This is a genomic window from Olsenella phocaeensis, assembly GCF_048189965.1.
In the GTDB taxonomy this organism is placed as follows: domain Bacteria; phylum Actinomycetota; class Coriobacteriia; order Coriobacteriales; family Atopobiaceae; genus Olsenella_I; species Olsenella_I phocaeensis.
Genome location: NZ_DBEZHV010000017.1, coordinates 23,468 through 36,310 on the forward strand (window position 1 = coordinate 23,468; position 12,843 = coordinate 36,310).

Annotated in this window: 11 protein-coding genes; 7 read left to right on the plus strand and 4 right to left on the minus strand. The window is 67.1% G+C overall.

Annotated features, from left to right (window positions below):
* Positions 1–153: 153 nt before the first annotated feature.
* Both ACMPH2_RS08100 and ACMPH2_RS08105 read right to left on the minus strand, forming a co-directional pair.
* On the minus strand, positions 154–2,973 hold the full coding sequence (locus ACMPH2_RS08100; RefSeq protein WP_417119162.1) for an oxidoreductase: 2,820 nt from the start codon (positions 2,971–2,973) through the stop codon (positions 154–156).
* Positions 2,974–3,227: 254 nt separating this feature from the next.
* Positions 3,228–4,934: a DEAD/DEAH box helicase gene (locus ACMPH2_RS08105; protein WP_417119163.1), complete on the minus strand. Its 1,707-nt coding sequence runs from the start codon at positions 4,932–4,934 to the stop codon at positions 3,228–3,230.
* Between the two features lie 191 nt (positions 4,935–5,125).
* Here ACMPH2_RS08105 and ACMPH2_RS08110 point away from each other — a divergent pair, with 191 nt between their 5' ends.
* Positions 5,126–5,788 (plus strand): orotidine 5'-phosphate decarboxylase / HUMPS family protein, encoded by a 663-nt coding sequence (locus ACMPH2_RS08110; protein WP_417119164.1) that lies wholly within the window; start codon positions 5,126–5,128, stop codon positions 5,786–5,788.
* Positions 5,789–5,877: 89 nt separating this feature from the next.
* Here ACMPH2_RS08110 and ACMPH2_RS08115 read toward each other — a convergent pair whose 3' ends face one another.
* Positions 5,878–6,849, minus strand: coding sequence for a homoserine O-succinyltransferase (locus ACMPH2_RS08115; RefSeq protein WP_417119165.1), 972 nt, complete (start codon positions 6,847–6,849; stop codon positions 5,878–5,880).
* A gap of 598 nt (positions 6,850–7,447) precedes the next feature.
* Here ACMPH2_RS08115 and ACMPH2_RS08120 point away from each other — a divergent pair.
* Positions 7,448–8,449: a helix-turn-helix transcriptional regulator gene (locus ACMPH2_RS08120; RefSeq protein ID WP_417119166.1), complete on the plus strand. Its 1,002-nt coding sequence runs from the start codon at positions 7,448–7,450 to the stop codon at positions 8,447–8,449.
* A gap of 84 nt (positions 8,450–8,533) precedes the next feature.
* Here ACMPH2_RS08120 and yfcE read toward each other — a convergent pair whose 3' ends face one another.
* Positions 8,534–9,100, minus strand: a complete 567-nt coding sequence (gene yfcE / locus ACMPH2_RS08125) for a phosphodiesterase (RefSeq protein ID WP_009278224.1) — start codon at positions 9,098–9,100, stop codon at positions 8,534–8,536.
* Between the two features lie 180 nt (positions 9,101–9,280).
* Between yfcE and ACMPH2_RS08130 the strand changes: the two genes are divergently transcribed.
* The 5 genes from ACMPH2_RS08130 (at position 9,281) to ACMPH2_RS08150 (ending at position 12,608) form a co-directional block, all read left to right on the plus strand.
* Complete coding sequence (locus ACMPH2_RS08130) at positions 9,281–9,751, plus strand: XRE family transcriptional regulator (protein WP_417119167.1); 471 nt, start codon at positions 9,281–9,283, stop codon at positions 9,749–9,751.
* Positions 9,752–9,754: 3 nt separating this feature from the next.
* Complete coding sequence (locus ACMPH2_RS08135) at positions 9,755–11,002, plus strand: serine/threonine-protein kinase (protein ID WP_417119168.1); 1,248 nt, start codon at positions 9,755–9,757, stop codon at positions 11,000–11,002.
* Positions 11,003–11,174: 172 nt separating this feature from the next.
* A complete protein-coding gene (locus tag ACMPH2_RS08140; protein ID WP_417119169.1) occupies positions 11,175–11,615 on the plus strand; it encodes a hypothetical protein in 441 nt (146 codons plus the stop codon).
* Positions 11,616–11,701: 86 nt separating this feature from the next.
* Positions 11,702–12,178 (plus strand): DUF5067 domain-containing protein, encoded by a 477-nt coding sequence (locus ACMPH2_RS08145; protein WP_417119170.1) that lies wholly within the window; start codon positions 11,702–11,704, stop codon positions 12,176–12,178.
* A gap of 67 nt (positions 12,179–12,245) precedes the next feature.
* Complete coding sequence (locus ACMPH2_RS08150) at positions 12,246–12,608, plus strand: hypothetical protein (protein WP_303132320.1); 363 nt, start codon at positions 12,246–12,248, stop codon at positions 12,606–12,608.
* Positions 12,609–12,843: the final 235 nt, after the last annotated feature.

A 12,843-nucleotide genomic window follows, 5' to 3' on the forward strand; every position in this document is an offset into this window, starting at 1 on the left:
CCCCTCCCCGGGGCTGCCGGCGCGGCAGGAGCGCCCCTCTCACTGTGTCAAAGGTGGAGTCCCCGCAGCTCTGACTGGGCTGCGGGGACTCCCTTTTCGTCGTCCATGACCCCCGTCGCAGGACGATCACCTGTGACGGGGCCGACACGCTCGCTAGATGCGCCCGCACTCGCCCAGCGCGGAGCGGTCGTACCAGGCGGAGAGCAGGTAGGGCAGGATCGCTTTGGCGTCCACGTCGGCCAGGCGCCTCATGCCGCAGACCGTGAGGTCCAGGGTGGAGAGGCCACCGCCTATGACGCTGATGACGGGCAGCTCGCCCCAGGGGTCGTCCGGAGTCGAGCGAAGCTCGAGCTTGGTGACGTATCCCGGCGTCCACTCCTTGTAGTCGTACTGCACGAGCGCCCCGAGGAGCGCCCCGGAGGTCAGCTCGGCGCCGCCTTCGGGTCTCACCATGCGGTCGAAGTGGTAGTAGAAGCCGCATCCCTTGGTGGTGACGCCCGCCCCGGGCCCCTGGAAGATCATGTGCGTGAGGGGCGTGTTGTACTCGCCGAGCTCCATGCGCACGCTGGCGACCTGACAGCCCCTGCGGCTGACCTCGGCCGTCACCACGTCGCCGTCACGGCGCAGCACGAACTCGGCCCCCATCTTCTTGGGCATGGAGCCGTTGTCGCGCCCGAGCTGCGTGGCCATCTCCTGGCCGTTGCCGCCCAGGAGCAGCGAGAGCGTGTACTGGCCCAGCTGCTCGTCGGCGTAGCAGTAGACGCCCAGGATCGCCTCGTAGTAGTCGTCCGTGAACGAGGGACGATTGATGTGGTTGATCGAGAGGACCACGACGGGCATCTTGAAGGGCGTGAGCTCCGGTGGCAGGACGCGGCGGATGGCCTCGGGCGTCGTGGTGAAGGCGATGTAGATGCCACGCTGGTCACCCATGATGGAGGGCTGGCCGAACTTCGCCACGTCCTCGTCCAGGGCATGGAAGCTGGCTTGCGGCCGGTGTGGGAGGAAGAGTTCGCGTGCCGCCGCATAGCCACCGTGTGTGGCGGGTGAGATGTTCCCGTCCTTGACGGCGGACCCCACGACGCGCACCTCGACGTCTGCTGCCTCGAGCCCCTCGCGCAGTTCGGTGTTGGGGCGGTTGCCCAGCGAGAGCACGACGAGGTCGCAGTCAAGGCGAGAGGCGCTTCCGTCCGCCGTCGACTCGAGCGCCAGGCCCTGCGCGTCCGCGCTGACGAGCTTCTGTCCCAGCCTGAACTCCACGCCGTACTTGCGCAGGCGTCCCATGACGTCAAGCACGTTGACGGGGTTGACGCCAGGCGCGACGGAGTCGAGCATGTCCACCACGACGACGTGGGCCGCACCCTTCTCGGCTGCGTATTCGGCGGTCTCGATGCCGGTCATGCCCGCGCCGACGACCACGACGCTCTTGCCGGCAAGCTCGCGCCTGCCGATGAGGACCTCGGGCACGCAGGCGACGTTGGGGCCGTCGAGGCCGGGAATGGAGCGCGGCACGATGGGGCTCCCGCCGGTGGCGAGTATCACCGCGTCGGGCTCGAGCGCGAGCACGGATTCCACGGTCGCGCGCTCTCCCAGGTGGATGTCCACGCCCAGGTCGGGAAGGACCTTGGCGTAGTACTCGGGCACGAAGGACATCTTCTCCTTGAGGGGAGGCGCCGCCGCGAGGACGACGTCGCCGCCCAGCTCGCGCGCTGCCTCCAGGAGCGTGACCCTGCAGCCTCGCGTGGCAGCCGTCTCTGCCGCACACATACCGGCGGGACCTGCCCCCACCACAACGAGATGGTGGTGCTCGACGTCGGGTTCGAGGCTGCCGCAACGGAGCTCCGCCGCGCAGGTCGGGTTGACGGCGCACTCGAGCGGCATGGCCGCCTCGGCGTTCTGCTCGAGGCTCTCGAAGCAGCGCAGGCACGAGATGCACTTGCGGAGCTCGTCCACGCGACCCTCCTGGACCTTGCGGCCCCATTCGGGGTCCGCCAGCCAGGCGCGCCCCATGCCCGCGAAGTCGATGAGCCCCTCCTCGAGGAAGCTCTCGGGGACGTCAGGGCCACGGAAGTTCGACACCGCTATGACGGGGATCGAGACGTTCTTGCGCACGGCGGCGATGAGGTCGTGCCTCCAGCCCTCGGCGTACGAGACGGGCTCGACGGAGGTTATGCCGGTCTCGTAGATGCCGCAGGAGACGTCGATGAAGTCGACGCCGGCCTTCTGGAGCTCCTGGGCGATCCTCACGCCGTCCTGGATGTGAATGTAGTCCTCGGTGACGCCCGTGGCAGAGAGGAACTCCTCGACCGAGAGGCGGCAGCCCAGGGGGAAGTCCTCCCCGCAGCGCTCGCGGATGCCCGAGATGATTTCGAGCACCATGCGCAGGCGGTTCTCGAAGGACCCGCCGTACTCGTCCTCGCGCTTGTTGGTGTAGGGCGAGAGGAACTGCTCAAGCAGGTAGCCGTGGGCGCAGTGCAGCTCGACGCCATCGAAGCCCGCCTGCTGGACACGCGCGGCGGCGTCCACGAACTCCCGGATGATGTGCCTGACCTCGTCGGTGGTGAGGGCGCGCGTCTCCTGCTTGCAGCGCTTGCAGGGGATGGCCGAGGCGCTGACCACGGGGGCACCGCCCAGTAGTGAGCTATAGGTCTCGCGGCCGGGGTGGTGGAGCTGGATCATGGTCTTCGCGCCATGGCTGTGGATTGCCGCCGCGAGGCGTGCCAGCGCGGGTATGTTGCGGTCGCGCGTGGCGGATATCTGGCGCAGGAGGCCGGGGCCGGTCACGTCGTCGACGCGACAGATCTCGGGCAGGATGAGCCCTGCCCCGCCCGCGGCGCGCGTCTCGTAGTAGGCGATCATCTCGTCGCTCGGCGTGCCGTCGAGGTTGGCCAGGCCCACGCCCACGGGTGTCATGACCAGTCGGTTCTTGAGCTTCAGGCCACCTATCTGCCCCGCCTCGAAGAGCTTCTCGTACATGGGATCTCCCTTCCTCGCGCCTGCGGCGTCGAGTGCTGGCGTCCCAGGCAACCCCTCGTGACATCTAGCTTGCTACCACGGGCGACGGGACGTGCGGCGATTAGGGGAGAAGCCCGCATTGCGGCGCGGACGGCATGGGGCATGTGGGATGTGGCGCGTGACCATGGCGCCAGGGGAGAGAAGAGGCACGTCCACGACTGCGAACGCGCCTCGGAAGCAGGTCATTGATATGTTCGTACGTCTTATCGCAAAGTCTAGAAGTGCCTGCCGTAGCGTCCGGAGCTGATGCCGCGCCCCCGGCTGCGGGAGCCACTGAACATGGTGCGCGTCGCCTTGGTGGTGGAGCGCCCCGGGTTGGGTACGATGCGCGTCGCGTCGTAGTCGAAGCCCTCGAGGTCCCATACCGGGACGAGCGCGTGCGTGAAGTACTCGATCTCGCGCAGGGGGCTAATCTCGTCGGGCGCGACGAAGGTGTAGGCATGTCCCGTCGCGCCGGCGCGGCCGGTGCGTCCGATGCGGTGGACGTAGTCCTCTGGGTCCATGGGGACGTCGAAGTTGACCACGGCGTCGATGCCGCTCACGTCTATGCCGCGGCTCATGACGTCGGTGGCCACGAGCACCTGGCAGGCACCTTCGCGGAATCGCTCGAGTGCTCGCTCGCGGGCCTTCTGGGGGCGGTCAGCGTGCATGACGTCCACGCTGAAGCTCGCGCGCTTGAGGTACTTCTCGAGGTCGTCGCTGCGGTGCTTGGTGCGACAGAAGACCAGCACGCGCTCGGGGATCTCGCCTGCGGCCCCGCCAGTCTTGAGCAGCGCTTCCAGAAGCAGGGTCTTCTGCCCCTGCGAGACGGGGCAGAGGTGCTCCTCCACGGTGTCGGCCGTCTCGCCCACGCGGGCAATCTCGATGCTCGCAGGGTCGTGCAGCATGGCGTCCACGGTGCCCTTGATGCTGGGTGGGATGGTGGCGGAGAAGAGCAGTGTCTGCCGGTCTGCGGGGCAGGCCTTGACGATGCGGCGCACGCTGGGCCAGAAACCCATGTCCAGCATGCGGTCGGCCTCGTCCAGTACCAGGACCTTGACGTCTGCCAGGCTCACGTGCTCGTGCTCCATGAGGTCGATGAGACGGCCGGGGGTCGCCACGAGCAGGTCGCAGCCGCGCTCGAGCTCACGGATCTGGCGCTCGAACTTGGCACCACCCATGACAACGACGGTCTTCTGTCCGGTCTTGCGGCAGACGACGCTCACCACGTCCTCGATCTGTGCCGCGAGCTCGCGGGTGGGAGTCACCACCAGGGCGAAGGGTCCGAAGGGCCTGGCGTCGGGGTCCCTCTCGCGCGAGTCGTCCATGGGGGCGTCCGTGCGCTTCGAGGCAGGCTTCTTCCTGCGACGGCGCTTGCGCTTGGGCTTTGTGGGGGAGTCGCCCTGCGTCTCGGGAGCGGACTTGGTCTGGGGCGCGGCATCCGCGTTCGCCTTCGTATCGTCTGCGGGTGCGTCGCCGCCTTCCGCCTTCTTGTGATGCCTGCGACGCCGGCGCCGGGGCTTGCCCGATGCGTCGGCGTCCTGGATTACGCTCTCGTTGTTGACGGGTGCCGAGAGCACGGAGTCGTCCTCCACGCGGTCCGCGAGGACTTCGGGTCCGTCGTCCTGTGTGGCCCTGGTGGCCCCGTCCTGCGAAGGGCCGTCGTCACTCTCGCCCGCATCAGCCGGCTTTGCGCCGGGGGCGGCGGATGCTGCCCGGCTCTGCCGTGCCGCGCGAGAGAGGGGCTCGATGACCTGCAGGACCGGCAATGCGAAGGCGGCGGTCTTGCCCGTGCCTGTCTGTGCGGAGGCGATCACGTCGCGCCCGGCGAGGACGGCGGGGATGGCCTGCTCCTGCACGGGAGTCGGCGTTGAGAAGCCCAGCTCCTCCACGCCGGCGAGGATGTGCTCGTTTAGCCCGAGCTCGGCAAATGTCTTAGTCATGTGCCTAAGTATCGCCCAAGTTGCCTCGTGCTGCAGGGCAGACATCGGAGCCATGCGTCCTGACGGCTATGTGGGGCAGCCGTCTGCGGCGCGAATGGCGCCAGAGGGCCCGAGCACACCAAAGGCTCACGATTGCCCCGTGACCCTCGACTACGCTGGGCCTGTTGCGACGAATCGCCTGGGAGGTTGCCATGAGGCTGCAGCTCACGTTGGACGCGCTGAGGTTGGAGGACTGCCTCGACCTCATCCTGGACACCCGTGACTACGTCGACGTGGTCGAGGTGGGCTATCCGCTCCTGGTGGAGGAGGGGCTTTCGATGGTGAGGCACGTGAAGCATGCCTTCCCGGACAAGGTTGTGCTCGCCGACGCGAAGGTCTTCCACAGCGGTGGCTACGTCGCGCGGAAGTGCTTTGACTACGGGGCGGACGCGGTGAGCGTCCTGGGACTTGCCTCCGACCAGACCTTCGACGCGGTGCTGCGGGTGGCCGAGGTGATGGGACGGTGCGTGGTGGGCGACCTGGCTGGCATGGCGGGTCCGCTCAGCCGTGCCGTGGAGCTCGAGGCGCTGGGCGTGGGGGAGCTCGTCGTTCCCTCGGGGCTGGGGGCCGATGGTCACGAGCTCAGTGCCGTCTCGGACGTCGGGGAGGCGGGCACCTTCGCCCCGCTGGAGCTGCTGCGTGGCCTCAACGAGTGCCTGACGAGCGCCCAGAGCGCAGTGGTCGGCCACATCGGGCTCGATAACATAGCCCAGGTGGTGGCGGCGCGCCCCGCCTGCGTCCTCGTGGGCAGGGCCATAGCCCAGGCGGACGACCCACGTGCTGCGGCCGCGCGGCTCAAGGCCCAGATGGCGTAGGCGGTGTAGGCGCGCGGGGCGGCCGCGTTCTCGGACACACGGTCCTCTCGCCCGCCGTGTCCTGCTCTGGGTGGACCTCTTGTCGTGCCCTATGCCTCGAACTTGTCCACCATGCCATCGGAGTCCGCCTTGAGCGTGCGGATTTGTGCCGGAATGTCCGCCCGGTCGTAGGGCGTCATCTGGTACACCCAGTTGAGCCAGTTGCGGTACAGAAGGTTTGCATGGGCTCGCCAGGTAAAGATGGGCTGCCGCTCGGGGTCGTCGTCGGGGAAGTAGTTCTGGGGCACGCGGATGGGAAGCCCGCGCTTGAAGTCGCGCCAGTACTCGTCGCCCAGGGTGTCGCGCCCGTACTCGTAGTGGCCGGTTACGTACACCTCGTGGAAGTCGCGGGTCGCGATGAGCGAGGGTCCACTGGAGAAACCCTCGCTGAGCACGTGCAGCTCGGGGTGGTTGGCCAGCTCGCCTGCGTCGATGGCGGCATGGCGCGAGTGGGGCATGTTATGCATCTCGTCGAAGCCGTTGGTGAGGAAGCTGTACTCGTCGCAGAGCCGCTGGGGAAAGACGCCGAAGAGCTTGGCGGGAAGCTGCCTCTTGGGAATCCGGTAGAGGTGCCAGAGGCCGGCAAGCGCGCCCCAGCAGAGATACATGGTGCTGAGCACGTGCTCCTGCGACCAGTCTATGATCCGGCAGAGCTCGTCCCAGTAGTCGACGGCCTCGTAGGGCAGCTGCTCCACCGGAGCGCCGGTGATGATCATGCCGTCGTAGTTCTTGTCCTCGTAGGCCTCGAAGCAGTCGTAGAACTTCACCAGGTGGTCCTGCGAGACGTGGGTGGACTCGTGCGTGCTCACGCGCATGAAGTCGCAGCTCACCTGCAGGGGGGACTTGCTGATGAGACGCAGAATCTGGGTCTCGGTCTCTATCTTGGTGGGCATGAGGTTCAAGATCACCAGGTTGAGCGGACGGATCTGCTGTTGCCCGGCGACCTCCTCCTCCAGGGCGAAAATCCGCTCCTGGCGGAGGACCTTCTTGGCGGGCAGGCCGTCGGGGATGTTGATGGGCATGCTGGCTCCGTTCCGGCGCGATTTTTCGCTATCAGGATAGACCAGGCGGGCGAGAGGGGCGCGGCGTGTCTTGCTCGCGACTTGGCCGCGCGAGCCGGCATTTGCGGGCCAGTGGTCGGCACTCCATGGCGCAGTCCTGGCGTGGTCGTCGCGAGTGGCGCCGCGGCCCCTCTCGCCCGGGAACCGCCCCTCGTCATCGTGCCCCTTTGGCGCGAGGACGTCCGCGCGGGGCCATGGTGATTTTCGAGTTCGACGCGCGCCTCTTCGTGCGGAGGCATCCATCTTGTCTTCTGCCACACTTTTTGGCGGATTTCGACCTCTTTGTGTGGCGAAAGACAAGATGGACCATCCGACAACCAGACCTCCACCGGGGCCGTTCTGCACCTGCATGTGGCGAGAGGCAAGATGGACCCTCTGGCAACCCTCCCGGTGGGTCTTTGCAACCTCTGAGCTGCGGCCCGCAACCGTCCGGTGCCCTGACATTCCATAAAATGCAGCCTCGGGTTGGTGGCCGGGGACGCCCGGCTACCATAGATTCGAAGGTGCCGGCACAGAAGACGTTGGGGCCGCCGCGGGCGGCAAGGCAGAGGGAAACACCATGAGCTTCCGAGACAACCTTCAGCACCTGCGCGCCACGCGCAACATGACCCAGGAGCAGCTTGCCATGCTGGTGGGCGTGAGCCGCCAGTCGGTGACCAAGTGGGAGGCCGAGAAGGCCTACCCCGAGATGGACAAGCTCCTCAAGCTCTGCGACATCTTCGGCTGCACCCTGGACGAGCTCGTGAAGGGTGACCTTACGGACGTCGAACCACCGAGGTCCGAGCTCGTCTCGCCTGGACCCGCCACGGACGTCTGTGGCTACGACGAGCACGTGCGCTCCTTTGCCCGGCGCATGGCCCTGGGCGTCTCGGCCATCATCGTGGGCGTGGCGCTGGGTGCGCTCCTTGACGGGGTCAACCCCGCAGGGGCCCTGGCAGACCCAAGCGCGCTCTCGACGCTGGCCCTCTTTGCCTTCGTGGCCCTTGGCGTGGCGCTTATCGTGCCAACCGTGATGGCCCACACGGCCTTCCAGAAGGAGCATCCCTTCGTGGAGGACTTCTATACCCCAGAGCAGCGTGCCGACGCGCGGGGCCTCATGGGGCGGGGCATCGCCCTAGGCGTCGGGGCGATACTCCTCGGGATCTTGTTTCCGGTGCTTCTGGGGGACGCAAACGTCTGGGCAGTGTCCATGCTGCTCTGCGTCGCGGCGGGTGTCGGGACTCTGGTCTACTCCCTCGTGATGGGCGAGCGCGTGAACCTTGCCAGCTACAACGAGGACGCCTTGGACGAGCTCAGCGAGGACGAGATTGCGGAGGCGCTCGAGGGAGAGGGGCTCGAGCGTGCGCTGGCGGTAAGGCGCGGGAATCGCAGGGTTGGGGCGATCTGCGCCATCATCATGCTCGCCGCGACCGCGCTGGCGCTGGTCCTGTTGTTCACGTCCATCGACCTCAACGGCGCCAACGGGTCGCCGAATGAATTCTTCTGGCTCCCCTGGCCAATCGGAGGCATTGCCTGTGCGGGCGTCGCCGTGTGGGAGCGCGACCTGAGGTCAAGGCACTAGCTCGGACATGGGATCGCGTCGGGGCAAGCTGAGGTGGGGTCCCTGCGCCGGGGGCAGCATGGCGGAGGGACCCGCTCCATCGTCCTAGAGCTCGCGGTGCTCGAGGCGCCCGTCCAGCCAGAGGCCGTAGCTGCTGCTGCCGTCCTTGGGAATGCCCACGCTGCCAGGGTTGAAGCACCAGATGTCGGGGTTGCCCGGCGCGGGCTCGTTGACCTTCCGGTGCGTGTGCCCGTACACGAGCGCCGCGCCATCGGGCAGCAGGGGCAGGTGGTCGACGGAGTTGTGGAAGCCTGCGCCCCAGACGTGCCCGTGCGTGAGGAAGAGCGTGCGACCCATGCCGCCGGTCACGGGGTTGGGGGCGGCAGGGTCCCAGAGCAGGTTGTGGTCGGTCATGCAGGGGAAGTCCAGGACCATCTGGTCCACCTCGGCGTCGCAGTTGCCGCGCACGGCTATGACCTGGTCCGCGATGGAGTTGAGCATCTGGATGACGCGTTTGGGGGCGTAGTCGGCGGGCAGGTCGTTGCGGGGCCCGTGGTAGAGGAGGTCTCCCAGGAGCACCACGCGGTCGGGCCGCTCCGCATCGATGGCGTCCATGAGGCGGGCGCAGCGGTCTGCCGCACCGTGGATGTCAGAGGCGAGGAGCAGCTTCATGTGGTGCCTCCCAAGGGCCGAGGACGAGGTCTTCTCTCGTCCGACGATGTTTTCTGGCATGCAGTCGAGCTTAGCGCAAGCGCCCGCATCCCCGGGGCCGCGCGCGTCCCGGGTGGAGTCTGCTCGCGTCCCAGGTGGGGGCTATGATGGTCTCTCCTGGGAAACGGGGAAGGGAAGCGCATGGCCAAAGAGCGGTCGGAGGTCGATTCTTGCGGCCACGAGCACGTGACCGAGGAGCTCCTCGAGCGCCTGCTCGCGTCCACCTCGATAGAGGGCTATCTCAGCGCCGTCGAGCCCGACCTCGAGGGGCGCGACCTCGCCGAGTACCTGCGCGACCTCCTGGAGCGGAAGGGCCTCGGGCGCGCGCAGGCCATTGCCGCCGCCGGACTCAACGCCACCTTTGGCTACCAGGTCTTCCAAGGCACGCGGCACATCGGGCGCGACAGGGCCCTGATGCTCGCCTTCGGCATGGGCTGCACCCTGCACGAGGCCCAGAGGCTACTGCGTCTGGCGGGGCATGCGGAGCTGTGGAGTCGCCGGCGGCGCGACGCGATCGTCATCTTCTGCCTCGAGCCCGGGCTCAGCCGCGAGAACTGCGACGACGAGCTCTACCGCATGGGGGAAGAGACCCTCCTGCCTGCGGAGGGCTGACGCGTGGACGAGGGAGAGGTGTTGCACGCCCTTGTGCTGGACGACACCTACAAGGTCGAGCGGGTGCTTTCCGAGCGAGAGGGGCTCAGGACCGAGCTCGTGACCCTTGGTGGGGCTGGCCTCTTCGTGCGCAAGTACTTCGCTGGCGGACTCGCCGCACCTGGGCTCTGGGGCACGTTGCTGGGCGTTGACGAGCCGGGGCTTCCCCGAGTGGAGACCGTCTACCGCCTTCCTGACCGCCTGGCCGTGGTGCTCGAGTACGTGGACGGGGAGTCTCTCGAGGGCCTCGTGACGCGGGAGGGACCGCTCTCCCTGTCGCGGGCGGTGCGGCTCATGGACGGAATCTGCTCCGCCGCACAGGCGCTCCACGAGCATGGCATCATACACCGCGACATCACGCCAAAGAACGTCATCGTGGATGGCGGGGGATGCGCCCACCTCATAGACCTGGGCATCGCGCGCCTGCGCTCGGACGAGGCGGGGCGAGACACGACGCTCCTAGGCACCTGGGGCTTTGCCGCACCAGAGCAGTTCGGCTTCGCCCAGACCGACGCTAGGTCCGACGTGGACTTCCTGGCGAGCGTGCTCGCCTACATGCTCACAGCTACCTGGCCGGGCGAGAGGGGCTTCGATCCTGCGTTGGGACTCGCCGCCGTGCCAGGGGAGGTGGTCGGGCTGATAGGCCGTGCCCGGTCGCTTGAGCCCAGCGCGCGCCCTCAGTCTGCGGCAGAGCTCATGGCTGAGTTGCGCTCCTGCGCCGAAGGTTCGGGCACGGCGGGACAGGATGATTGGGAGGGACCCGCTGCCGTGCCGGCCGTCGAGCTGCGCCCCAAGGGCGACCGGAGCCTCGCCCCCCACTCGCTCCACGTCTGGATGGAGCTCGCCCCGACCGTTCTGGCGCTGCTCCGTGCGTCTCGCTCCGTGCGCAAGACCGTCGCGCTCGTGTTCGCGGTGGTCCTCCTCGTGGTGTTCGCCGCGGGTCTCCTTGGCATGCCAGAGCAGGTGGGACGGCAGGTGGGGATTGCCCAGGAGTCGCTTGCCGCCATCTCGTACCTCGTGCTCATGGCCTGGTGGATACTCCTCCCCTCCTACGAGCTCGCTTGCGCCGTGGCAGGGGTGGGGGAGTACGCGGGTCTGGATCGGGGCGCGCTCCCGAGGCGTCTGCTGCTTCGTGTGGCGGAGGAGCTTTTCGCAGGCTTTGCGATTATGCTCGCGCTACAGATCCTTGCCCAGGCGGCCGGTCTCGTCTAGGCCCTTTGCGCAATGTCGCGCGTGGCGCGGAGGCTGCTCTGCCTTGGGTGCGCCTGGCCGCGCGGCCGCTCCCCACCCCTGCGCCACGTGGCCCTTCCGCGAAACAATGAGCTGCCAGCTAATGAATCGCCGCGTCGCGCCACCTACCCTTTCACGCGAAAGGGGTTGTGCAATGGATGAGTGGGGCTTCTTGAGGGACTGCGGTTCGGACGTCAGGCGCGCGTTGGAAAGCGCGCCGCTTGACGACCGAAACTTTGCCGGCTGGGCGGATGACGCCCTGCGCGAGCGCTCGCTCTCGCGTGGCGCGGTCGTGGGGCGCTCGGGCCTCAATCACACCTACGCGTATCAGATCCTCTCTGGGTCGCGAAACCCCACGCGTGACAAGCTCCTCCAGGTCTGCTTCGGGATGGGGCTGGGCGTGGAGGACGCGAGCGACGCCCTGGAACGCGGCGGCCTGAGCGCCCTCAGGCCCGACCGCCGCCGGGATGTGGTCATCGCCTTCTGCCTCGAGCGCGGGATGGGCGTGACCTGCTGCGACCATCTCCTCTGGGAGCAGAGGGAGCGGCCCCTCACGGGCGGCGCGGCTCCGGGTGGCCCGCTCGCGAACAGTTAGCTGACAGCTAATGAACGGGGGTTCTCTCGCCCCTACCATCTCCTTTGTCCTGGCAGAAGCCAGCAAAGAGAAAGGTGAGAGAACACATGAGCGTCAAGAAGACCGTTTGTGCAGTTGTCGTTGCCACGCTTGTCGCCCTGCCGCTGGCGGCTTGCTCCGGCACCCCGTCGTCGAGCGGCGACGGCGCGGGCTCGGATCCCGTCCAGGCTCAGAAGGCGAAGTCCGACTACGAAGTGACAATCGACGGCTGCACCTCCGCCGTCGACTACCAGGGCAACCCTGCCGCGGTCATCGACTACAGCTTCACGAATAACTCCGACGAAGCGCAGTCGCTGATGGCGGTGGCGTCAACGGAGGTGTACCAGAACGGCATACAGTGCGAGCCGGGCATCGTCGACGGGGTCGATACTGCCGACTGGTCAAACAAGGTCAAGCCTGGCGGGACAATAAAGGTGCGCATCCCGTATGCGTTACAGGACACCTCGGACATTGAGGTCGAGGTGAAGGAGTACGTCTCTGCGAGCGACGAGCCCCTGGCCACCCAGACCTTCAGTCTCTCGTAGGGGCTACGACGGCTCATCGGCGGAGCATGTCAAGGCGCAAGACCACGCAATCGAAGGAAGCGAAGTCATGAAGAAGAAGCTCAACGTACTGCTGCTCATCTCGTTCGTGTTGGGGGCGCTGTACCTCCTGTACAGCGTCTACTACTGGGGTGGTGCGGGCTCCTCGGGGACGACCGCCTATCGAGCCGGCGCCGCGATTGCGACCTACCTCGTCATGCCCCACCTGGCATCCACTGCCGTGGCGGTCATCTTCAACGGGCTCGGGCTCTTCATGCACAAGCCCTCTTTCGCCTTGGTGGGAGCCATCCTCTACGCCGTGGCGATGGTTCTCTTCCCCATGTACTTCTTCTTCGTGGTCGCCCAGACCGTACTCTCGTTCGTTGGCTTCTCCCAGCTCAGGAAGGCGGGGAAGGAAGAGGGGGAAGAGTAGCGAACTCGCGCTGCCAGACAGTGCACGTGTATCGGGGTCCGAGGCGAGCTGCCGCGGACCCCTTCTTGTGGCACGACCCTGTTCCGTGCCGCCCCACCCACCCATGGGCGTCGTTCCCCGCAGGCGATGCGTCGCCACAAGCTCGATTGTCGGCGAGTGACCACCCCCTCTGGCTGGCTCAAGATTCCTCACTCATGAGAGAACAAAAAATCTAATGTGTAGAGACTTAGATTGC